The organism is Streptomyces sp. UG1, from assembly GCF_049974585.1.
Taxonomy (GTDB): domain Bacteria; phylum Actinomycetota; class Actinomycetes; order Streptomycetales; family Streptomycetaceae; genus Streptomyces.
The window spans coordinates 195373-216867 of the sequence record NZ_JBNGGG010000004.1 but is presented as its reverse complement, the minus strand read 5'-3'; the positions used below and the strand labels follow the sequence as shown (position 1 = coordinate 216867).

28 protein-coding genes and 1 pseudogene are annotated in these 21495 nt (G+C 70.5%); 25 read left to right on the top strand and 4 right to left on the bottom strand.

The window, feature by feature from the left end; genetic code table 11:
• The 9 genes from ACP4J3_RS06480 (at position 1) to ACP4J3_RS06440 (ending at position 9464) form a co-directional block, all read left to right on the top strand.
• Positions 1-2226 carry a phage tail protein gene (locus tag ACP4J3_RS06480; RefSeq protein WP_426531305.1) on the top strand — a complete coding sequence of 742 codons (2226 nt, stop codon included), beginning with the start codon at positions 1-3 and terminating at the stop codon, positions 2224-2226.
• Positions 2227-2228: 2 nt separating this feature from the next.
• Entirely contained in the window at positions 2229-3110 is an 882-nt protein-coding gene (locus ACP4J3_RS06475) for a phage distal tail protein (protein ID WP_426531303.1), read from the top strand.
• A gap of 13 nt (positions 3111-3123) precedes the next feature.
• A complete protein-coding gene (locus tag ACP4J3_RS06470) occupies positions 3124-4170 on the top strand; it encodes a hypothetical protein (RefSeq protein WP_426531301.1) in 1047 nt (348 codons plus the stop codon).
• Between the two features lie 2 nt (positions 4171-4172).
• Entirely contained in the window at positions 4173-5267 is a 1095-nt protein-coding gene (locus ACP4J3_RS06465) for a hypothetical protein (RefSeq protein WP_426531497.1), read from the top strand.
• 2 nt (positions 5268-5269) lie between these two features.
• Positions 5270-5995, top strand: a complete 726-nt coding sequence (locus ACP4J3_RS06460) for a hypothetical protein (RefSeq protein ID WP_426531299.1) — start codon at positions 5270-5272, stop codon at positions 5993-5995.
• 183 nt (positions 5996-6178) lie between these two features.
• Positions 6179-7864 (top strand): collagen-like triple helix repeat-containing protein, encoded by a 1686-nt coding sequence (locus tag ACP4J3_RS06455; RefSeq protein ID WP_426531297.1) that lies wholly within the window; start codon positions 6179-6181, stop codon positions 7862-7864.
• Between the two features lie 65 nt (positions 7865-7929).
• The gene (locus tag ACP4J3_RS06450; RefSeq protein ID WP_426531295.1) at positions 7930-8889 is read left to right on the top strand and encodes an N-acetylmuramoyl-L-alanine amidase; all 960 of its coding nucleotides are present in this window, start codon (positions 7930-7932) and stop codon (positions 8887-8889) included.
• 81 nt (positions 8890-8970) lie between these two features.
• A complete protein-coding gene (locus ACP4J3_RS06445) occupies positions 8971-9207 on the top strand; it encodes a hypothetical protein (RefSeq protein WP_426531293.1) in 237 nt (78 codons plus the stop codon).
• Positions 9208-9263: 56 nt separating this feature from the next.
• Positions 9264-9464 carry a hypothetical protein gene (locus ACP4J3_RS06440; protein WP_426531495.1) on the top strand — a complete coding sequence of 67 codons (201 nt, stop codon included), beginning with the start codon at positions 9264-9266 and terminating at the stop codon, positions 9462-9464.
• Between the two features lie 152 nt (positions 9465-9616).
• Here ACP4J3_RS06440 and ACP4J3_RS06435 read toward each other — a convergent pair whose 3' ends face one another.
• Both ACP4J3_RS06435 and ACP4J3_RS06430 read right to left on the bottom strand, forming a co-directional pair.
• Positions 9617-9838: a DUF397 domain-containing protein gene (locus tag ACP4J3_RS06435; protein WP_426531291.1), complete on the bottom strand. Its 222-nt coding sequence runs from the start codon at positions 9836-9838 to the stop codon at positions 9617-9619.
• On the bottom strand, positions 9835-10698 hold the full coding sequence (locus ACP4J3_RS06430; protein WP_426531493.1) for a DUF5753 domain-containing protein: 864 nt from the start codon (positions 10696-10698) through the stop codon (positions 9835-9837). The genes ACP4J3_RS06435 and ACP4J3_RS06430 overlap by 4 nt, the downstream gene beginning before the upstream one ends.
• Before the next feature lie 243 nt (positions 10699-10941).
• Between ACP4J3_RS06430 and ACP4J3_RS06425 the strand changes: the two genes are divergently transcribed.
• The 4 genes from ACP4J3_RS06425 (at position 10942) to hemC (ending at position 13384) form a co-directional block, all read left to right on the top strand.
• The gene (locus tag ACP4J3_RS06425; RefSeq protein WP_426531289.1) at positions 10942-11385 is read left to right on the top strand and encodes an ATP-binding protein; all 444 of its coding nucleotides are present in this window, start codon (positions 10942-10944) and stop codon (positions 11383-11385) included.
• On the top strand, positions 11382-11846 hold the full coding sequence (locus ACP4J3_RS06420; protein WP_426531287.1) for a hypothetical protein: 465 nt from the start codon (positions 11382-11384) through the stop codon (positions 11844-11846). The genes ACP4J3_RS06425 and ACP4J3_RS06420 overlap by 4 nt, the downstream gene beginning before the upstream one ends.
• Positions 11847-11975: 129 nt before the next feature.
• A complete protein-coding gene (locus tag ACP4J3_RS06415; protein ID WP_426531285.1) occupies positions 11976-12419 on the top strand; it encodes an NUDIX domain-containing protein in 444 nt (147 codons plus the stop codon).
• The gene (gene hemC, locus ACP4J3_RS06410; protein ID WP_426531283.1) at positions 12416-13384 is read left to right on the top strand and encodes a hydroxymethylbilane synthase; all 969 of its coding nucleotides are present in this window, start codon (positions 12416-12418) and stop codon (positions 13382-13384) included. The genes ACP4J3_RS06415 and hemC overlap by 4 nt, the downstream gene beginning before the upstream one ends.
• 72 nt (positions 13385-13456) lie before the next feature.
• Here the strand turns inward: hemC and ACP4J3_RS06405 are convergent, their stop codons facing one another.
• Together ACP4J3_RS06405 and ACP4J3_RS06400 are read right to left on the bottom strand one after the other, a co-directional pair.
• Entirely contained in the window at positions 13457-13711 is a 255-nt protein-coding gene (locus ACP4J3_RS06405; RefSeq protein WP_426531281.1) for a hypothetical protein, read from the bottom strand.
• Between the two features lie 574 nt (positions 13712-14285).
• Positions 14286-15038: pseudogene (locus ACP4J3_RS06400) on the bottom strand (ATP-binding protein); the annotation flags it as partial.
• A gap of 102 nt (positions 15039-15140) precedes the next feature.
• On the opposite strand from ACP4J3_RS06400, the gene ACP4J3_RS06395 reads away from it, so the two are divergent.
• The 12 genes from ACP4J3_RS06395 (at position 15141) to ACP4J3_RS06340 (ending at position 21395) form a co-directional block, all read left to right on the top strand.
• Positions 15141-15536, top strand: a complete 396-nt coding sequence (locus ACP4J3_RS06395) for a hypothetical protein (protein WP_426531279.1) — start codon at positions 15141-15143, stop codon at positions 15534-15536.
• Positions 15536-16009 carry a hypothetical protein gene (locus ACP4J3_RS06390; RefSeq protein WP_426531277.1) on the top strand — a complete coding sequence of 158 codons (474 nt, stop codon included), beginning with the start codon at positions 15536-15538 and terminating at the stop codon, positions 16007-16009. The genes ACP4J3_RS06395 and ACP4J3_RS06390 overlap by 1 nt, the downstream gene beginning before the upstream one ends.
• Positions 16010-16011: 2 nt before the next feature.
• The gene (locus ACP4J3_RS06385; RefSeq protein ID WP_426531275.1) at positions 16012-16323 is read left to right on the top strand and encodes a hypothetical protein; all 312 of its coding nucleotides are present in this window, start codon (positions 16012-16014) and stop codon (positions 16321-16323) included.
• On the top strand, positions 16320-16691 hold the full coding sequence (locus ACP4J3_RS06380) for a DUF6907 domain-containing protein (protein ID WP_426531273.1): 372 nt from the start codon (positions 16320-16322) through the stop codon (positions 16689-16691). Before ACP4J3_RS06385 ends, ACP4J3_RS06380 begins: the two co-directional genes overlap by 4 nt.
• Complete coding sequence (locus tag ACP4J3_RS06375; protein ID WP_426531271.1) at positions 16688-16888, top strand: hypothetical protein; 201 nt, start codon at positions 16688-16690, stop codon at positions 16886-16888. Before ACP4J3_RS06380 ends, ACP4J3_RS06375 begins: the two co-directional genes overlap by 4 nt.
• Positions 16885-17151: a hypothetical protein gene (locus ACP4J3_RS06370; protein ID WP_426531269.1), complete on the top strand. Its 267-nt coding sequence runs from the start codon at positions 16885-16887 to the stop codon at positions 17149-17151. The genes ACP4J3_RS06375 and ACP4J3_RS06370 overlap by 4 nt, the downstream gene beginning before the upstream one ends.
• Positions 17148-18260: a hypothetical protein gene (locus ACP4J3_RS06365; protein WP_426531268.1), complete on the top strand. Its 1113-nt coding sequence runs from the start codon at positions 17148-17150 to the stop codon at positions 18258-18260. The genes ACP4J3_RS06370 and ACP4J3_RS06365 overlap by 4 nt, the downstream gene beginning before the upstream one ends.
• Positions 18257-18427, top strand: a complete 171-nt coding sequence (locus tag ACP4J3_RS06360) for a hypothetical protein (protein ID WP_426531266.1) — start codon at positions 18257-18259, stop codon at positions 18425-18427. The genes ACP4J3_RS06365 and ACP4J3_RS06360 overlap by 4 nt, the downstream gene beginning before the upstream one ends.
• Positions 18424-18750 (top strand): hypothetical protein, encoded by a 327-nt coding sequence (locus ACP4J3_RS06355; RefSeq protein ID WP_426531264.1) that lies wholly within the window; start codon positions 18424-18426, stop codon positions 18748-18750. Before ACP4J3_RS06360 ends, ACP4J3_RS06355 begins: the two co-directional genes overlap by 4 nt.
• 108 nt (positions 18751-18858) lie before the next feature.
• The gene (locus ACP4J3_RS06350) at positions 18859-19008 is read left to right on the top strand and encodes a hypothetical protein (RefSeq protein ID WP_426531262.1); all 150 of its coding nucleotides are present in this window, start codon (positions 18859-18861) and stop codon (positions 19006-19008) included.
• Positions 19008-19181: a DUF6257 family protein gene (locus ACP4J3_RS06345; RefSeq protein ID WP_426531260.1), complete on the top strand. Its 174-nt coding sequence runs from the start codon at positions 19008-19010 to the stop codon at positions 19179-19181. The genes ACP4J3_RS06350 and ACP4J3_RS06345 overlap by 1 nt, the downstream gene beginning before the upstream one ends.
• Before the next feature lie 84 nt (positions 19182-19265).
• On the top strand, positions 19266-21395 hold the full coding sequence (locus tag ACP4J3_RS06340) for a cell division protein FtsK (RefSeq protein ID WP_426531258.1): 2130 nt from the start codon (positions 19266-19268) through the stop codon (positions 21393-21395).
• Positions 21396-21495 lie beyond the last annotated feature (100 nt).

Sequence of the window (21495 nt, the reverse complement as noted above, 5' to 3'; positions counted from 1 at the left end):
TTGTCACTCACCATCGGTGAACTCACCGGCTATATCGACCTCGACGACTCCGGGGCACAGCGCGGAGTCGACCGCACCGAGGCCGCTCTCGCCGGTCTCCAGCGGGACGCCGACGGCCGGCTCAGGGACCTACGCGGCCGGTTCGTCGCCGAGGGCGCGCTCATGGGCGGCGCCCTCGGCGAGGGCATCGGCGGGGGCGCCGAGGACGCCGGGCGCGGCCTGGCCGGTATCGGCCCCCTGCTCGGCGCCGCGGCGACCAGCACGAAGCTGCTCGCCGGCGGCGCGGTCGTCGCGGCGGGCGCGCTCGCCGCCGTCCCCCTGGCCGTGATCGGCCTCGGCGCGAAGGTTCTCGCCGAGAACGAGCAGGTCAAGGGCGCGTTTTCCGACCTGTCGGAGCACGTCAAGGGGCGGATGCAGGAACTCGCCGCCCCGCTGGTCGAGCCGTTCGTCAACGCGGCCGATCAGCTCGGCGGCATCTTCGACGACCTCGCCCCGCAGATCGGCGCCCTGTTCGAGGGCGTCGCCCCGCTGGTCGAGCCGCTGGTCGACGGCATCGGCGCCCTCGCCAAGGGCGCAATGCCCGGCCTGGTCGCCGCGGTTGAGGCCGCCGGGCCGGTCATCGACGCACTGTCGACCGGCCTCGGCGCGGTCGGCGACGGCATCGGCGGGTTCTTCGAGGGCGTCGCCACGGGCGCCGGGGGCGCGGCCGAAGGACTCGGCGGCCTGCTCGGCGCGGTCGGCGAAATCCTGCCCTCACTAGGGCAGTTGATCGGCGCCCTCGCCGAGGCCGGCGGGCCGGTCCTGTCCGCCCTCGCGGGCGCCCTCGGCCCTCTGGTGTCGTCCCTTGCGGACGCCCTCGGCCCCGCCCTCGCCTCCCTTGGCCCGCCGCTCGCGCGGCTGGTCAAGGCACTGGGCGACGGCCTACAGCCGATCGTCGATGCGCTCGGCCCGGTGCTCGCCGCCGCGGCGGACGCGTTCGGCGTCCTGATCGACGCCGTTTCGCCGATCCTGCCGGTGGTCGGCGAGCTGGTCGCGTCGCTGCTGCCCGCCGTCACGCCCCTTCTGACGGCGATCGGCGACGTCATCGCCCAGGCGGCGCCGGTCGTCCTGCTGCTGGTCGACGCCCTCGCGGGGGCGTTGCGTCCGATCATCGCGCAGCTGCCCGGCCTGGTCGCTCCGTTCGCCGCAGTCCTCGGGGATCTTGCGGAAACGGTCCTGCCTATCCTGGCGCGGCTGATCGTCGCCCTGTCGCCGGCCCTCGCCACGATCGGTGAGGCGTTCGGGCAAATCCTCGTCGCGCTCGCCCCGCTGCTGCCCGCCATCGGCGAGCTGCTGATCGGCGCCCTCACGGCCTTGATGCCGATCATCGAGCCGTTGATCGGCCTGGTGGGCGACCTCGCGGGCATCCTCGCGAACGGCCTCGCCGCCGTGATCGAGCAGGTGGTCGTACCGATCATCGGCGCCATCGTCGCGCTGCTGCAAGGCGACTTCGGCAAGGCGTGGGAGTTGGCCAAGACGGCCGTCTCGAACGCCGGGAAGCTGATCGGCGAGGCCGCGACCAAGATCGGCGAGTTCGTCGGCAAGGGCATCTCTGCCGCCGTCGAGTGGATCAAGGGACTGCCCGGCCGCGCGTACAGCGCCCTCGCCCCGCTCGCCGGTCAGCTGCGCGACCGCGCGGTATCCGCACTGCGCAGCTTCAAAGACTCGATCGTCACCAAGGCGGGCGAGGCGATCACGTGGGCGCGAGGACTGCCCGGCCGAATCTCCTCGGCGATCGGGAACCTCAACTCGCTGCTGGTCGACAAGGGCAAGGACATCATTCGCGGCCTGCTCAACGGCGTTAAGAGCATGGGCAGTTGGCTCAAGTCGCAATTGATCAGCTTTGCGAAGAACATGATTCCCGGCCCGATCGCCGACGCCCTCGGCATCGCGAGCCCGTCCATGGTCATGGCGCGCGACGTCGGCCGCTGGATTCCCGCCGGCCTGGTCAAGGGCATTGAGGGCGGCGCCGGGGCCGTGGACCGCGCAATGTCCAGCCTGGTAACCCCGCCCGCCGTCCCGTCCCTCTCGCCCGCCCTCGCGGGCGCGGGCGCGTACGGGAACCCGTTCGCCGCCGCCTCGACCGGCGGCGCCCTGGTGCACGTCGAGCACTGGCACGCCGCCGAGAACGGCACCCCCGACGACAACGCCCGCGCGCTCGCGTGGCTGTCCAAAGCAAGGGGGTGACCATGGCGCCCGGTTCCCTGATCACCCGTCCCGGACAGGTGCAGTACGGCGAGTTGTTGCTCGGCGCCGGCACCCCGTACCGGTGGCGCGGGATCACCGGGTGGGAAGACCTTCCCGCCCTCGACTCCGGCACCGTCGCCCGCGCGGACGCGCACGGCGCGCTGCCAGGCCGGCTGCTCGCGCAGGCCCGGACGATCGGCCTCGACGGGTTGGTCATCCGGGCCCCGCGGGGGGCGGTCGGCGCGGTCGTCGCCGCCCTCAACGCGGGCACGGTGCCGGTCGAGGACGAGCTACCCCTCGTCGCGTGGCTCGACGACCGCGGGCCCCTGCTCGCGTACGCTCGCGCGACCCGGCGAGCGATCCCCGCGACCCTCGGCTACCGCCTCGGCACGATCACCGGGGGCGCCCTTGAGTTTGTCGCCACCGACCCGCGCCGGTACGAACTCGCCGAGCGCGCCGTGTCGGCAACCCTTCCCATGTCCGAAGCCGGCCTGTCCTGGCCGCTGTCGTGGCCGCTCCCGTTCGGCGAACCGGGCAGTACCGGCGCCCTGTCGACGGCGAACGTCGGCGACGCCGAGACACACCCCGTGATCGAGTTCCGGGGGCCGGTGACCCGGCCGTCGTTGACCAACCTCAGCACGGGCGACGTGATCGAGTACGACATTCCCCTCGCCGCCAGTGACGTACTCAGCGTCGACACCCTCGCCGGGACGGTCGTCCTCAACGCCACCGCCTCGCGGATCTACACCGCGACCTCGCGCAGCGTGCCCGAGCAGACGTTCACCCTCGCCCCCGGCATCTCAAACCTGATCTTCCGCGCCGCGCCCGGCAGCAGCGACCCGACGGCGTCGGCGACCGTGCGCTACCGCTCGGCCTACTGGTAAGGAGCCCCCACCTGTGTCCGTGCGTTCGGCATGGCTGCTGCCCAACGGGCAGACGAGAGAAGACACCCGCCTCACCCCCGTGGGCACGTTCGCGCCCGAGTCGGAGATACGCACCCGCGACGGCGTGATCGCCGGCGGCAACCCGTTCGCCGCGACCGGCGCCGGGGCGATGTCCCTACAGATCGGCGTCGGCCGCGCCCTGGTGCAGGGCACCGACGCACAGGGCGCCTACCCGGTAGCGGTCGACGCTCCCACGGTCCTCACGTGCGCCGACGGCGAGGCGCAGTTCGCGCGTATCGACTCCGTCGCCCTGCGCGTGTACGACCAGCTGTTCGACCAGAACGGCCAGAACCTCGCCACCGTCGAGATCATCCGCGGCACGGGGTCGGCGACCCCGACCTCGCCGACCCTGCCCTCGGCCTGTCTGCGCCTGTGGGACGTGACTGTGCCCGCCGGGGCCTCGGCGGGCGTGGGCGGTATCGACTGGAACAGCGCGCTTGCCGACCGGCGCCGCTTCACCTCGGCCTATGGCGGGATCATCCCGCGCGGGTACGGTCTCGCCTTCAACGGCGCGTACGACGGCCAGTACCGCGACAACGGCGCCGGATTGGAACGCTGGGACGCTGCGGCCGGCGCGTGGGAGGCGTACCCGCCGACACCGGCCCGGCCCATCAGCACGAAGCAGGTCACGGCCGCGCCGCTAAACCAGACCGGCGCGTTCGTCGACTTCACCGCCGCGGCGTGGCCGCGTATCACCTTCACCGTGCCCCCGTCCGGGGCCGTGTTCGTCACGATCGGCGGGCAGGTAAGCAACCGCTCGACCGCGGCCTCAACCGCGTGGATGACGTGGCGGGCGACCGGCGCCTACACCGAGGGGCACGGCGCGTTGAACGGCCTGTCGGCGCAGGCAAGCCGGGTGATCGCCTCGCGGCGCGTCTACCGCGACGGCCTCACCCCCGGCGGGCAGGTGACGCTCATTCCCGGGTGGAACATCAGCAGCAACGGCGGTACGGACGTGTTCGTGCAAGACGGACAGCTGACCGTGGAGTTCGTCCAGTGAGCATCGCGCCGCCGTACCGGCTGCTGTTCTGTGATCTGCGCTCCGACCAGCTGCTCGACGCACTGCCGGTACAGGGCGTGTCCCTCGACGACTACATAGGCAAGACGGGCCGGCTGACCGGCACCGTGCCGATCCCGAACCGCGCCATTGCGGAGCGGGCCCGCCGGGCGATCGTGCCCGGCCGAACGGCCGTGTGGGTCGAGCGGGGGCGCGACATCTGGTGGGGCGGCATCCTGTGGACGCTCGCCCTCGCCTCGGACTCCCGGGGGTTCCTCGGCGCGCAGATTCAGGCCGGCGGGTGGGAGTCGTACCTGTACCGCCGGCTGTTGTTCGACACGCAGATCGCCGAGCAGGTCGACCAATTCGACATCGTGCGCGGCCTGGTCGACTACGCGCAGAACACCCCCGGCGGGAACATCGGGATCACGTACGACACCGAGGCATTCGGCGTCGTACGCGACCGCACGTTCTTGCGCTACGACCTGCACAGCATCGGCGACCTGCTCGACGACCTCGCCGCCGTCGAGGACGGGTTCGAGTGGCGCGTCGCGTCGTTCCGCGACGCCGACGGCCGGCGCGTCAAGCGCTTGCAGCTGGGACACCCCGTCATCCGCGCCGGGGCGTCCGACATCGTCCTCGACCACCCCGGACCGGTCCTGTCCTACACGTGGCCGGTCGACGCCACGATCAAGGCGAACGCGTGGCAGTCCCGCGGCGCGTCCATCAACACCAACCAGGCCGCCGACTCCTACCCGCTCACCTCGCCGGTACTGGTCGACGACGCCGATATCGCCGCCGGCTGGCCGCGCCTCGACGGCTCCAGCGATCACACCACCGTGGAGCGGCAATCCACCCTCGACGCCCACGCCCGCGCCGACTGGAACGCCGCCCGCGCCCCAGTGCAGATACCCGAGGTCGAGGTGTTGCTCGGCGGCACCATCACGCCCGCCCTGCTCGGCGCCACGATCCGGCTCCGCATCCGCGACCTGTGGCACCCGACCACGCTCGACGCCCGGTACCGCGTCGTCGGACTGTCCATCACCCCGCCCGAGCGAGGCCGCCCCGAGACGGCCCGCCTGTACCTGGAGGTTCCCTGACCGTGCCGTACGTCCCGCAAGACGTGTTGGACCGGATCGCCGCCCTCGAACGCGAGATACGGCAACTGCGAGGCCGCGCGCAAATGCGCCCCGCCCTCAACCAGGTGTTGAACGGCGACGTGGTGATCGGCGAGGGCGGGCAGCTGATCGCCAAGACCCCCGGCGGCATACGGACGTTCGTCGTCGGCCAGACCCCCGAAGGTGACTGGGGCGTCGGCCTCGGCCGCGAGCAGGGCACCGCCGCCCTGACCGTCGGCGACGACGTCCTCACCAATGCCCAGATGATCCGCACGTGGTCGCGTAGCGGCGAGGTCATCGTCATGGACGACGCATGGGCCGACGGGTTCCTCGGCCGGCCGTCGATGCCCATCCCCATGCAGCCCACATCCGGGCGCGAGACCAGCAACACCGCCACCACAACGGCATGGACCGGCGCAACGCGGCTGATGAACCCCGTTCTGTACGCCGCGTTCGAGACGTTCACCCCGTCCGGCGTCACGGCCGACGTGTCGTTCGACGACGGCCTCGGCGAGATCGATTCATGGGTCGCCAACACCTCGAACGGCTGGACGTTCCACGAGATCACCAAGCCCGTGCGGCAGAACTTCATGGACCACTGCAACTACCGGCTGAAGCACTCCGTACGGTCCGGCACCGGCTCGATCCGTACCAACTGCCTCGGCGTCTACACCCGGAACAGCTTCAGCGCCTCGGAGGCCCTCCAGTGACGACGCCAGCGCCCGCCCCCGACCCGGAGAGCGGCGGCACCCTGCCCGCCCCCGGCAACGACCCCAACACCCCCACGACGCTGACGGAGGAAAGCACCGATGCCGCTCCCCGAGGGGATACCGACAGTCCGAGTGACGGGCCGGTTCCTGACCCCTGACGGACAGCCCCTCACGGGACAGGTCGTGTGGAGAGCACCGGCCCTGATCACGATCGGCGCATACGACGTGATCCTCGGCGGGCCCGTTACCGCGCCGCTCGACGCCACCGGCCGGTTCGCGGTCGAACTACCCGCCACCGACGCCCCCGGCATGAACCCGAGCGGCTGGTCGTACACCGTCGCCGAACAGCTCGCCGGCGTCGCGATGAACCGCGTCTATCAGGTGTTGCTACCGGCCGAGACGCCCGAGGTCGACCTCGCCGACATCGCGCCGACCGACCCGATGACGCCCAACTACGTTGCCGTACGCGGCGACTCGGCGTACGAGGTCGCCGTCGAGAACGGGTTCGTGGGCACCGTCGCCCAGTGGCTCGCGTCCTTGGTCGGCCCGCAGGGCGTCAAGGGCGACACCGGAGCGACCGGCCCCCAGGGAGCGACCGGCCCGCAGGGACCGCAGGGCACCCAGGGACCGGCGGGCGCACCGGGCGTCGTGCAGTCCGTCAACGGGCAGTCCGTCGCCGCGGTCGTCCTCGACGCTGACGACGTGGGCGCCGTGGCCGCGACCAACGGCAAGGTTGCCGGCACGTTCTCGGTCGACGGCACGGCCGGTACCTTCCGGCCGATCAAGCTCCAGTCCGGCGGCGTCGACCGGTGGCAGATCCAGAACGACGGCACCGCCGAGGCAGGCACCGACACCGGGTCGAACTTCCGGATTGCCGCGCGTCACGACGATGGCACCGATAACGGCGTCGCCGTGTTCGTCCGCCGCGACAACCGGCGCGTGGTCATCAACGGCACGTCCACCGCGGGCGAGTCCGTGCTCACCGTCACGGGAGCGATCGGCGCGAAGGACATCGCCGCGGACCCGGCGACCTCGGCCGGCTCGATTCAGCTGTACTCGAAAGCCGGCCTCCCCTACATCAAGCAGGGCGACGGCACCGTGTTTCAGGTGGGCACCGGGGGCGGCACCGCGCCAGTTACCTCCGTCAACACCAAGACCGGCGACGTCGTCCTCGCCGCCGCCGACGTGGGCGCCCTCGCCACGACCGCGCGGGCCGCCGCAAACGGCGTCGCCAGCCTCGACGCGACGACGCGTATCCCCATCGCACAGATGCCGACCGCGGTCGCCAAGAACACGTGGACCCCGCAGGCCCTCGGGTTTCAGGCATGGTCGTGCGACCCGTACGGCGTGGCCAACCCGACGGCGAAGTACCTCACCCCGCAGCGCCTCTACCTGACCGGCGTGAACATCACGGAGTCGACCACCGTCACCAAGGCCGTGATGTTCGCCCGCGGGTACGGGGGAGTGACGACCAACCGCTACATGGCCGGTATCTACCGCGAGGACGGGACGCGCGTCGTCGCGTCGAACAATGTCGCCCTCACCCAGGCCGGCCAGGAAACCGGATCACTCCCCGCCATGGTCGCCAACCACATCGGGGCCGTCCCCCTGTCGTTCGCCTCGACGACGCTCGCCCCCGGCCGGTACTGGGTGGCGTGGCTGATGACCACGGGAGGCACGGCCGACTTCTCGTTCTTCCACGTGCAGAACGAGGCCCCCGTCGCCACGGCCAACTTCTTCATGACGACGACCCCCTTCCCGCGCGCCTGGTACATCAGCGCGCAATCCACGCTGCCCACCACGGTCAGCCCGACGGCCTCGACCGCGCTCGCCGACCACGACATCCCGATCGTGGCCCTCGCAGCCTGACCCCACCCACCCCGTACGCCCCGGCACCGCGCCGCGGGCGTTTCTTCATGTCTGGAGACATCCCAATGTCGTCCCCCCTGTCCGCATCCAAGTTCCGCGACGCCATCAAGGGCGAGGGCGTGCGCGTCGTCGAGGTCGGCGACTGGACCCACCACAACCGCAACCACAAGGGCGCATGGGGCCCCATGCACGGCGTGATGATCCACCACACCGTGACCGAGGGCACCGCGCACAGCGTCGCCCTGTGCCGTGACGGGTACAGCACCCTGCCCGGCCCGCTGTGCCACGGCGTCATCGACAAGGCCGGAACGGTGCACCTGGTCGGCTACGGCCGCGCCAACCATGCCGGAAGCGGTGACGACGACGTACTCGACGCCGTGATCGCCGAGCGCTCTCCGCTCCCCGCCGACAATGAGGCCAACACCGACGGCAACAGCCGGTTCTACGGGTTCGAGTGCATCAACCTCGGTGACAACGTCGACCCGTGGCCCGAGGCCCAGGTCGAGGCCGTCGCGCGCACCGCCGCCGGTATTTGCCGCGCGCACGGGTGGGGCGCCGAGTCCGTGATCGGACACTCGGAGTGGCAGCCGGGCAAGGTCGACCCCGGCGGCCCGATCGGTAAGAAGGGCGGGCCCGCCCTCACCATGGACAAGATCCGGGCGCGCGTCGCCCAGCTGCTCGACGACGACACCGCGCCGACCAAGCCGAGCACCCCCTCGACGCCGAGCAAGCCCGCGCCGAAGGTCGTCGACCTTTCGCAGCTGATCGCCGCCGCCCGCCGCGACCCTGCCAAGGCCGGTACCCCCGTGTCGTACGCGGGCGCGCGGATCGTCGAGGACGCCCTCGCCGCCGAGGGACTGCTCGCCCGGAAGTACATCGACGGCCATTTCGGATCGGCGAGCGTCGCCGCATACCGCCGTTGGCAGCAGCGATGCGGCTACAGCGGCGCCGCCGCCGACGGCATCCCCGGCCGCGCCTCCCTCGCCGCCCTCGGCCGGAAGTACGGGTTCACCGTCACCGCCTGACCGCGCCACCCCCTCAGCCCCCGCCCGCCCCGTCGGCGACCGCGCCACGGGGCGGGCCCACACCGAACAGGAGCAACCCCCATGAGCCCCGCCAACAAGCGCACCGCGCGCACCGTCATTCAGGGCGTCGTCATGTTCGCCGTCGCCCTCCCGGCGATCGTGACCGCTTCCGGCATACCCGAGTCGCTTCCGTGGGTCGCCGGCGCCCTCGCCGTCGCCGGCGGCCTCGCTCGCGTCATGGCGCTGCCCGCCGTCGAGCAGCTGCTCGACCGGATCGGCCTCGGCCTGGTCGACGACGACGAGGGCGGCACCGCGTGACCCAACCGCCCCCGCCCGAGTCCGTCGCCGTCGAGCTTGAGAAGCTACGCGGCACCATGGCCGAGGGGTTCGCCCGTGTCGACGGATCGCTCGCCCTGCTAGTACAGCGCGGCGATCAGACCGACCGGCAGCTCGCCGACCACGACCAGCGCCTCGACGCCCTCGAACGCGGCCGGTGGCCCCTGCCCTCCGTCGCCGCCCTGGTCGCCGTTCTCGGCCTCGCCCTGTCCCTGTGGCAGTTCGCCACCCGCGCGTAAGTAACGCCCCCCGCACGGCCGTTGTGGCCGCGCGGGGGGGCGTTGCCTTGTTTCCCCCTGCCCGCCTGCTCGCCGTAGGCTCTGACCGGCCCGCACGCGGACGGCCCGCCCCGAATGCCGCGGGGCGGGCCGTCATTGTGCGTGTCGCTCCCTTACTCGATGCTGCCGAACTGCCCCGAGGCAGCAGCAGCGGCGAACGCGGACAGCGACGCCCGGGGGAACAGCAGCGCGGGCCCGTTCGGGTCCTTGCTGTCCCGGACGGCCACCGTCTCGGCATCGACGATGCCGCACTCGACGCACTGCGCCCCCGTGTCGCTGAACGAGGACTTCCACCACGTCACAGGGAGGGTGGAGGCGTCGTCAACATGGCTCATGTGTTCTTCCTTATCTCTGTGATCAGTTCCGCCGATGCCTCGACCGAGAGTGCGGCGGAGGTCAGCCGTTGCCAGGCATCCCGGTGCGCGGCGACCTTGTCGCTTTCCTCGACATACAGGGCCGAGGTCAGGCCCTCGGTATGGACGACGTCGAGGTCAGCATGCGGGCCGAACCCGAGAATGGTGAAGCTGCCCAACTGGCCGACGTGCAAAGGTGCGTTCGAGGGCAGTACCTGAATGTTGACGTTCGGACGCTTCCCCATGGTGAGCAGCCGGCCCAGCTGGTCACGCATCAGCCCCTCGACGTTCGACGACGACCGTAGGGCGCCCTCGGCGATGATCGCCCATAGGGTGAGCGGGTCCTCGCGGGTGAGCACTGCCTGACGGGCGAGGCGTACCTCGACCAGGGCATCGACGCGTGCCTCGACGGCCTCAGACATCGCCGTCGCGTGGATGATCTCGCGGGCGTACTCGGCCGTGTGCAGCAGGCCAGGAATCGCCCCCACGTTCCATGCCGAGATCGATTCGGCCTCGGCCTCAAGGCTGATCAGATCCTCGTACACAGGCGTGAGGACACCCCGGTACGAGTGCCACCAACCGCGCTGCGCCCCCTCTTTGGTGAGCATGAGCAGCGCGGCGCGAAGTTCGTCGCTCACCTCGCGGCCCAACTCGACGTACAGGTCGAGCAGGTCGTCGACATCCTTCGTCTTGGCTGGACTCTTGGCCGTCTCGATCCTCGACAGCTTCGAGGACACGAACCGGCCGTTGGACTTCTCCGCGACCTCTTCGAGGGTGAGTTCGCCCCGGAGTGCCTTCAACTTTGCACCGAGGCGCCGACGGCGCACTGTAGGCGCACTCACGTTCGCTCCCTCCGGTCCGGTGGCTTGCCCGACAGTCTGCCGCGCCCCTACTTCGCCTGTCACCTGCGTACTTAACACACCGCTCCCCCCTCCCACCGTCATATGCAATTTTCTACGAGACCACGATATGGCTTGCAGTACACGGAGTTGGGGGAGCAATCTGGTGTGACGAAATGCAACTGCGCCCTCAGTCGTGCTACGAAATGAGCGCGCACTGTAGCGCTTGCCCGTGAGGGGACATGCATGATCGAACGACGGCAGGCCCACGCGCCTGCCAGCAGCTCACCGCCAGACGGCCCCCCGGCGATTCTGTTACTTGCGAAGGACCCCACATCCCCCAGAGCCGCCCGCAGGTTCGTACGTGAGTTCATCGCGTACCACGTTCCGGGCGCATCCAAGGACCATGTCGACTCGGTCGAGTTGGTCGCGTGCGAGCTGGTCACCAACTCCGTTCGGTACGGCACCGAACCAGGCGACTCACTACGCCTCACGCTCGACGCCGACGACTCCCGGACACGCGTCGAGGTAGAAGACCCCGTACGCCGACCTCCCCAGCTCCGACCCGAGTCCGACGAACGCGACCGCGGACGCGGGCTGTTCATCCTCGACGCCCTGTGTCCAGGCGCGTGGGGATGGCACGAGATCCCGTTCGGCAAGGCCGTGTGGGCGGAGGTGAAGGGATCATGACCGTGCCCGACGTACAGTCGCCGCCCGGCCCCGGATTCGTCGCTGGGATACGCCTCGCGACCGGCGTACACCGCGCGTACGCGTTCCCCGTTGCCCAACTGATCGCCACCCACGCGCCGCCGCGCCTGGAACACGAGACTGTCGAGGGCATCCGCGACGGCATGCAGTTGTTCGCCGCGGCGCTGGACCTCGGCCCGCACAACGGCCCCCCAGTACCCATCGGCCACCGCATCCGCATACGGCGCGGTACGGCGTGGCTCCACTACGGCGTGGATGAGTGGCGACTCGGCGTACCTGCGTCGCGGTCGTGGCTGGACGCGGTCGAGGCCGGCGCGCCCGTCCGGGTCCTGGTCACCTTCGACCCTCTCGCCGCTGGCGCCGGCCAAGAGGAAATGGCCGAGCACGTGCGCGCCTGCTACGTCCGCGGCGCACTGCGCTGGGGGACGACGTACCACGTCTGACCGGCGGGCACCGAACGGGCCGCCCCGGAGTGTGATCGACCCCGGGCCGGCCCGCCGGGTCAGCGTACAAGGCACCATCCGACCGCACGGAGGGTATGCGCCATGCCACCACCGGCCCCCGGTCACCCCGTGACCGCCGCCGTACTTATCACCAATCCGGGTGACGACCTGCTCATCGTCCACCCCACCAAAACCGACGCCGAGTGGCAGCTGCCCGGCGGCATCGTCGAGCAGCACGAATCCCCGCTCGACGCCGTCCGCCGGGAAGCGCGCGAAGAACTCGGCCTCGACCTCGACGTACGGGAATACGACCTGTTCGCCGTCGAGTGGTTGCAAGCCACCCGCCCCGGACGACGCGACCGTATCGCGTTCCTGTTCGCCGGCCCCGTCCTCACCGAGGCCGACACCGACCGCATCACCTTGCAGCGCGACGAACTCGACGCATGGCGCTGGGCCACCCGCGCCGAGGCGGAATCGATGCTGCACCCCGCAATAGCCGCGCGAATCGTGGGGCCGCTCCAGACCCCCGGTAGCGCGGTCTACCGTGAAACGCGACACGAAGGGACGTTATGAACGACTTTCCGGGCCGTACGCTGCGCATCGGCACCCGCAGCTCACCCATGGCCCTCGCTCAGGTCGAGCAGGTATCCGGCCTGCTCCGTAAGGTCGAGCCTGCCCTCGAAATCGAGGTCGTGCCCGTGACCACTGAGGCGGACAAGTGGCAAGGTGACCTCGCGCAGTTGGGCGGTAAGGGGCTGTACGTCAAGGAAATCGACACGATGTTGCAGCGCGGACAGGTTGACTGCGCCGTTCACTGCATCAAGGACGTGCCGGGCGACGTACCGATGCCGCGCGGCCTGATCTTCGCCGCGTACCTCCAGCGCGACGACGTCCGCGACGTGCTGCTCTTCCCGGAAGGGTCGGACTTCCAGACGCTCGACGACCTTCCGGCCGGCGCGACCGTGGCGACCTCGGCCGTGCGCCGCAAAGCACAGATCAACCGCGTGCGCCCTGATCTCAATGTCGTACGCGTCCGCGGCGCCGTCGGCACCCGAGTTGAAAAGCTCGACGGTAAGCGCAAGATCGACACGAAGCTCGACGCGATGATCCTCGCGCGCGCCGGCCTCGAACGCCTCGGCATCTCGGAGCGCGGTCGACAGGTGTTCAGCGTGGGCGAGATGCTTCCGGCGGTCGGTGCCGGGGCCCTCGGCCTCGAATGCCGGAAAGATGACGACGCGGTCGCCTACCTTCTCCAGCAGCTCAACCACGAACGCACCATGACCGAGATCACGGCCGAGCGGGTCATGTTGCACAACTTGCGCGGGCACTGCAACAGCCCCATTGCCGGGCACTGCATCACCGAGCCCGACGGACAGCTCAGCTTGCGCGGCATGGTCTTCTCGCGCGACGGCTCCAAATTCGTGCACGCCCACATGTGGGGCGAGTCAATGAACGACCCAGCCGTACTCGGCGCGCGTGTCGGCGCTGAACTGCTCCGCCAGGGGGCCCGCGACATCATCGAGGGCATCCCGCACTGACCCTCGCTACGCACCCAGTAAGGGCCCCGATCCCTCGCGGTGAGGGGTTGGGGCCCTTAACTTGCTAGCAGGCTATGCGGCGGCGGGCGGCTCCTCGTCCTGCGGCTCCGGGGGCTCCTGCTGCGCTTGAGGTGCCTCCTCCATGACCTCGTCCTGCTGAGGAACCTCCTCATCCTCGCTTTTCCCTACGAGGCGCTTCCACGCTTCACGCGCCCGCTTTGCGGACTCGAACACGTCGGGGAGCTGGTCCAGAAGTCCCTTCACCACGAAGAGGAGCACGGAGAGGACGCCAGCGACAGCAAGAATGACAATTGTGAGGCCGTCCACCGATCCTTACCTTCCCTGATCATGGGCCGGATCGGGTGCGCAGGCAGCCTCGATCCGAACCCTACGGTTCGGACCGAGACACCCGCGCTGACGCGTGCGCAAATGTTCTCGGGCGCTGAGCCAGCTGCGCTGGCCCAGTCTTGCGGAGAAACACGGTCTTTCTAAGCTTCTCGGTACACCGGTACACCTGTGACGGATGTCGACTCACGCCATGCGGTGCATGTTGTGGTTGCCACGGACATGCCCAGCCGACACATAGGTAACCGCCTGAATTTTCTGCGTCGAACACAGATGCGCTCAGGAACGCCGACCCGGCCGTCATAGCTCGGCCTGGCGCTCCAAAATTAGCACAGCTGGAGAGGCGGGATCACACCCATCAGGAGTCCGGTTCGTCCATCAATTTGCCCCTCAACAAGGGTGTTAGCGGCAGACAGGCACTCACGCCCATTCCCCTCGCCGCCCTTGATCCCCCAGGAAGGCGGCGCAGTCCCCTACGCATACGACGGCCCCAGCGCCTTCGAACGAGACACCCGGACCGTCGTACGTCCGCTCTCGGCAATCCACTGGTTTTACACGTCTTATCCAGGAAGAGCACACCCCGGTGCGAGAGCGACACCGCGCCGGGCCGCGCGATGCCGGGGCCACCGCCGACCAGCGACTGCATCGTGGCCGAGTGGTGCGGGGCGCAGTAGGGGGCCACGTCGATGAGCGGCTTGCCCGGAGGCAGGAGTCCCGCCACCGAGTGCACCGCCGTGACCTCCAGCGACTCCTCCCTGCTGAGCTGCGGCAGGATGGCCGGCAGCCGCTCCGCGAGCATCGTCTTGCCCGCGCCGGGCGGCCCCTCCAGGAACAGGTGATGCCCACCCGCTGCGGCGACCTCCACGGCCGTACGCGCCGAGATCTGCCCCACCACATCTGCGAGGTCGTGCCCGACGTCGTGCTGGGCGGCGCTCATGCTGTGCATGCCCGTGGCCGCGCCCGTGCCGGGCACCCGCAGCCCGGCCAGCAGCGGATCCGGCCGCCCGTGCTCCTCGGGTTCCTCGTCGGGTACGGGTTCGTCGGCGAGGACGGCGATCAACTGGCGCAGGCTGCGCACTCCCAGGACGGACACTCCCGGTACCAGCGAGGCCTCGGCGGCCGCGCACTCCGGCACGACCACCTGCTCGTAGCCGGCTTCGCCCGCGGCCAGCACGGCGGGAAGGATGCCCCGGACGGGGCGCACCCGTCCGTCCAGGCCCAGTTCGCCGATCATCACGATGTCTGCCAGCACCCGCGGATCGATCCGCTCCGCGGCACCGAGGACGGCGCACGCGACGGCCAGGGCAATGCGCGAGCTGAGACGCTATTAACGCAAGCGGCCCCCGGCGGTGTTACCAGCACCAATCCGAGGGCCTGACGGATTCACCTGACTCAACCAGGAGACCCGCTGATGCAGAAGTCTGCCATCCGCCGCGAACGCCGCGCCACGCGCCGCGTACTTCGCGCCACCCTCCGCACCCGCTCGGCCGAGACCCGTCTCGCCGCCTCCTGCCGGCGCCGCCCCCGCTCCCTCGCCACCGTGGCCATCGCCGCGGGCGTCGCGAAGGACACCGCAACCGGCGTCGCGAACGGACTGCGCACCGTCGCCAAGCGCCTCGCCGTCACCCCCGCCGAGCAGACCACGACGCGCCGCACCGTCAACGGTGGCCGCGCCCGTAAGACCCGCTCGGTCGCGCACTACACCCTCAGCCAGGTCGCCGCCCTGGTCGCCTCGTACCGGCCGCGCAAGGCCGAGTACGTCGCCGCCACCGCGCTGATCGCCGCGTTCGCGGGGGTGGCTGCCTGATGAACGCCACCCTCTCCAACCCGCACGGCCTCATGGCCACCCCCGCCCCGACGCCCGCCGACGACACCCGCTTCACCTACGCGGCCGCCGCCGCATGCGTCGCGGGCAAGGTCTACGACGAAGCCCTCGGCACCAGCCGCCCGGCCGCGACCCTGGACGACATCTGCGACACGCTGCCCGAGGTCATGCCCGAGGTATTCGAGGCCACGGGCACCGCCCCCGAGGTGGCCGCCGTGCTGCTGCCCGAGGTCGCCGGCCGCCTGCACGCGTTCACGGTCATCGAGCACGCCCGCGCCGACATCGGCGACTACGGATACGTGTGCGACGTCCTCGCCGACGCCATCCGCCGGGGCGCCGACCCGCAGAAGGTGAGCCGGGAGATCGCCCGTCTCCTTCAGCGTGCCGCCGCCGAGGGGAAGACCCTCGTCTCCCTGGAGATCCGCGAAACGCAGGCTGCCGGGGGTGCCCAGTGAGCGTGAAGCCCACCCACGAGCAGGCGCCCGGCGAGGTCACGCCGGGCGCCCTGCCCACGCCCGTACAAGATCTCCTCGCCGCCGTCTCCGAGGCCCTCGACCTGCCGTTGCCGTCCATCGACGACGCCGACGAACGCGCTCACTACGCCCTGCTGCAGCAGCGCGCCTCGTACGTGCGGATCCAGCTCGCCACGCTGACGGACTACCCGGACGTCGACATGAGCGGGGATGCCGACCAGATCCGCGCGCAGATCGCGGACATGCCCGTCACCTACAAGGTGTTCGAGCACGAGGCAGACGGGGGCCAGCGATGACCGAGCCCCGCACCGTCACCGTCCACACCCTCGACCACGGGCCCGTCACCTTCACCTGCCCTACCTGGTGCGCCTCCACCCACGACGACGAGGACGGCGGATACCGCACCGACATCAGCCACGACACCCCCGAAATCCAGCTCACCGTCAACGGCCGCACCGTCGGACATGCACTCATCTCGCAGGCCCCGTACGCCGAACGCGGCACCCGCGCCGTGCAGGCGTTCGTCACGGTCACCTACGGCGAGGACGGCGGGTACAGCCCGGCCGGCATGTACGACCTCGCTGCGGCCATGGACGGCCACGCTGATCGGTTGCGTGACCTCGCCGACCAGCTCGCCCGGATCCTCGCCGAGGCCGGCCAGTGACCGCCCGCTCGTACATCCCGCGCCCGACCGAGCACGCCGCCCTGCGCGCCGCGTGCCGGTCGGCACGGCCCCTCCCGGCTGTCCCCGCCCTCATGGCCGCGCTGCTCGTCGCGAACGAGCGAGGCGACCGCGAGGCCGTAACCCTGTGCGCTCACCGCGTGGTGCGCGCCGCCGCCCCCACGGAGGTGGGCGAATGAACCTGAAGAAGATCAGCGAAAGGCGCGCGGAACGCCGACGGCACCGCCACCTCATGGAAGCCGCACAGCACATCGTGCGCCGCCACGCCCTCGACGACAGCACCGACACGGCCAGCCCTGCCAAGGTCGCCGCCCTCGCCTTCGGCTGGCACGGGCTGCGCGTCGCGGAGGACGAGGCCCTCGACTACCTCAACGCCGTACTCGCCGACCGCGGCTTCCCGCTGCTCCCGGCTCCCGAGACCACGCAGGAGACCGGCACATGAGCAGCACCAGAGAACTCACCTGGGGGCAGACCATCGTCCTCGGCACGGCCGCCACCATCATGGTCGGCGTCGGCGGCGTCGGCGCGTGGGGCACCTACACCAACGCCGTCTCCGAGTTCCACCGTCAGGCGACCGCCGCCGGCGTCGTCGCCGCCGGAGAAGGGCTCACCCTCATCCTCGCCATGGTCATGTTGGGCCGCACGATGCTCGGCATGTCCTCCCCGGCCGTCGTCCGGGCCGGCATGTGGCTCGCCCCCGTCTCCGCGTCCTGCATCGGCGTCACCATCGCCGGGAACGTGCGGGACGCCGCGGTGTACGCGGTCACCCCGCTCGCCATGTCCGGTGCCGCCGAGGGGCTGGGGTTCATCGCCCGCAGCATCGTCGTCTACCGCACCGGCGTGGACGCCGAGGTGATGCGCCGCAACGCGGATGCCGCCCGCCAGTTGGCGTTCAACCGGGCCGTGGCCGACGGTCACCCCGACGAGCGGAATCAGAAGGCTGCGGTGCGCCGGTACTGGCGTCTCGCGAAGTACGTGGGTGTGGGTGACGCCGAGCTCGGCGCGGGCCTGGTCGACGTTCAGCGCGTGCGGGTGCGGGAGGGGGCTGATGCGGCCCTCGCATCCATGTACGGCGTGGCGCCCGCGGCAGTTGTTGCTCAGACGGCTACGACTGGCCGCTCGGCTTCCGCCACGGAAGTACTGCGCGCCCGCTTCGCCGACATGGACCCCGCGGACGCCATCCGGTTCGCGGCTGATGCGCGACCTGATGCGCCGCCGGCCGAACTCGCCGCGATCCTCGGCACCTACGGCGTGCCTGTGGACCCCGTGGCGGTTGCCCTGGTCCTCGGGCAGCAGCCCCCGGAGTACACCGTCGAGCGACCTGATGCGCCCGCGCATCAACAGGTCACCCCGCCCATCGGCGAGTTGGAGCCGGTCACGTTGGAGGCCGCGGTGATCGAGGCCGCATCAGCCCTCGGACCCGATGCGAAACCGCGGGAGATCGTCGAGCACGTAGCCCGGCACAGGCGCCTGGTGGTCACCGAGCCCTACGTGCGCACGGCCCTGTCGAGGGCCGCGAAGAAGACCGACATGGAAGGCGGATACGCGTGATGCGCTGCCTCCTGATCGGCGCCGTGCTCGCCCTGATGCTGCTGTTCCCGCCGCTCGGTACGGCCGTCCTCGGCGTGGCCGTGGCCGCGGTGTCTCAGCCCCTCGTCGTCGCCTTCGGTCTCGGCCTGGTGGCCGGCGCCCGCCTGCGCCGGGGGTGGGTGCGGTGAGCGAGCCGACTCCTCTGGACAAGGCCGAGGCCGCCGCCCGTGAGGCCGCAGTGGACACGGCCGCCGTGCAGATCGCGCTCGCCGCCGTCGAGCTGGCCAAGGCGGCACAGGCACAGGGCGCCGCACAGCCGCACCAGTGCCAGCACGAGCAGCCCAAGCCGCGTCGCAGTGTCGGCGAGTGGCTCGGCGTCGCCTGCGCGGTGTGCGTCGGCGGTGTCGGGATCGCGTTCGCGAGCCTCGCACTGGCTGTTCTCGGCGGCGTCGCCGCGATCGTCGTCCTCATCCTGCGCGACATGTGGCGCGACATGCAGAAGAAGCGCTGACGCCCCCTCCGTCCCCCGCCAGTTGTGGTCATACCGCCACGACTGCGGGGGTGCGGTGGGGCCGGACAGCCCGGCCCGTCTCCGAGCGACACGACAGGAGCCACACCCATGGCCAAGAAGATCACCATCTACGAGTCGGACGGCGACACCATCGAAACCACCGTCAGCGACGACGCCACCGCCCGCGAATACGAGAACTTGCCTTTCCAGGTGGGCACCGTCGCCCGCGTCGACGTCACCGACGCCGAGGAGAAGTGATGTCCGCCAACCCGGACGTCCGCTTCAGCGACTTCACCCGCAGCGAGAAGGTGCGCATCGCCGCCCTGACGGCCCGCATGGCCACACCCCGCGCCGACCTGCGCAAGCTGCGACGCCAGGTCGAGGCCATCGAGCGCCAGGCCGAGCTGCGCAAGCGGCAGACCAAGAAGTAGACCCCCGGGGACGGCGTCCAGCCTCCACAGCCACGCCGCCCCCGGGCCTCCCGCCGTTTCGCAACGAAACAGGAGATCCCCAGCATGACCGAGACCACCCCCGAGCAGCGGGTCAACGGGCACGCCCGCCCGGCCGTGTCCTTGCTCAAACTCGCCCCCGAACCCGAGACACCCGCCCCGGCCGCCGCCGACAAGCCGCGGGCACGCCGCCGTATCCGCATCGACTCACTCCGGCGCCTCGTCGTCCAAGTGCGCGCCGACGACGGATATCGCGTCCTCGTACGGCACGGCTCCTACATCTGGGGCGGTACCCGCATCCTCACCCGCCGCGGCTGGGAGGCCCGCACCACCGCCGTGCACGCCCGCATGATGCGCATCGCCGAGGCCGCCGGGAACGAGGAGCTGCTGCGCACCTGGGAACAGCGTGCCTACGCCTACCGGTTCGCCCGGCACAAGCGGCGCATGGACCTGCTGCAGATGGCGCTGAACGCGCCGCGGGCCATCGCCTCCGCGGCCGTCGGGTTCGGCGGCCTGCTGCTGATGCTCGGCATCATGGTGGCCGTCTACAACCACGACGCGGCGGACGTCCTCGCCCCGACGAACGCCGTGATCGAGTTCGTCGGCTGGGTCGCGTTCGTCGCCGGCATCATCTGGGAGCCGATGCTGTACTCCCTGCCGGTCCTGCTGCTGGCCGGCGCGTGGGCGGTCGGCCGCAACCAGAAGACCGCACCCACGTGGGCGCTGCCCGCGGACACGGGCGAGCAGGGCGTCATCCCCGACGAGAACGCCATCCTGCGCGCGCTGGGCAAGCTGTCGATTCCGCAGCTCAACGCGGCCATCAAGGAGGGCTGGCAGCCCCGTTGGGTGCAGCCGACGACCCGTCTCGGCAACGGCTACCACACGCAGCTACAGCTCCCGCTCGGCGTCACCGTCGAGATGGTCAACGCGAAGAAGAACGTCCTCGCGCACAACCTGATGCGCAAGCCCGTCGAGACGTGGCCGACCGAGCCCCCGAATCAGCCCGGCGTACTCGACCTGTGGGTCGCCGACCAGGGCTCCCTGAACGGCCCGGTGCCGGCGTGGCCGCTCCTCACCGAAGGCACGACCGACTACTTCAAGGGGGTGCCCGTCGCCGTCTCGCAGCGGGGTGAGCCGATCATCGGCAAGCTCATGGCAGCGAACTGGATCGTCGGCGGCATCATGGGCTCCGGCAAAACCTCGATCGTGGTTGCTCTGCTGCTTGGCGCGATCCTCGATCCGCTGGTCATCGCCGAGGTGTACGTGATGGCCACGAACGTGGACTACGACCCGCTCAAGCCCCGGCTGCGCACCCTGGTCAAGGGCGACGACCCCGAAGACCTGCGGGCCGCCCTGGACGCGCTGCGCGGCCTGTCCAACGAGGTGACCGAGCGGGGCAAGCTGCTGGAGGAACTCGGCGGCGAGTCGACCAAGCTCACCCGCGAACTCGCGTTGAAGGACCAGCGGATGCGGCCGAAGGTCGTCGTGTTCGACGAGTGCCACGAGCTGTTCATGTCCAAGGACTACGGCAAGGAGGCCGCTGAGCTGGCCATTCGTGTGATGAAGAAGGCGCGGAAGGTGGGCATCACCCTCATCTGGGTCACCGTCTCCCCGACCGCCGACAGCATCCCGCGCGACGTCACCCGCAACACCTCCCACCGGGTGGCGTTCGCGGTCGGCGACCAGGTCGCCAACGACGGTCTCCTCGGATCCGGCAAGTACAAGGCCGGCATCCGCGCGACCGAGCTGGTGCCCGGCCAGGACGTCGGTACGGCGGTCACCTACGGGTTCACCTCGAAGCCGTTCGAGATCATCCGCTCTCACTACGTCGCCCGCGACCCGGAGCGGGGCGTCGACGAGGTGACGCCGGTCGTCGAGCGGGCCCTGAAGGCGTTCCAGAACGATGACGGGGTGTGGGAGGTGCCGACGTTCGAGCCGGCCGACCCGCTGACCGACGTGAACACGGTCCTCGGCGACGACACCCGCGTGCCCGTGCAGGAGCTGCTGCACCGGCTCGCCGAGCACAAGCCCGAGGCGTACCGCGAGTGGGGGCCGGCCGATCTGAAGCGGGCACTGGAGCCGTATGGGGCGCAGCAGTACAAGTCGAACGGTGTGATGGTCGTCGGCCGCGAGCGGGTGCAGGACGCCATCTTGGAGCGGCTCGCCGAGGAGGCCGAGGACGGTGTCGAGGAATAGGGAGGCGCCGGGATCTCGGGGAGTTCTCCCTACCCGCCTCCCTGCCCTGCCTCCCTGTACATGACCTGCGGAAACGACAGGTTAGGGAGGCGAGGGAGTC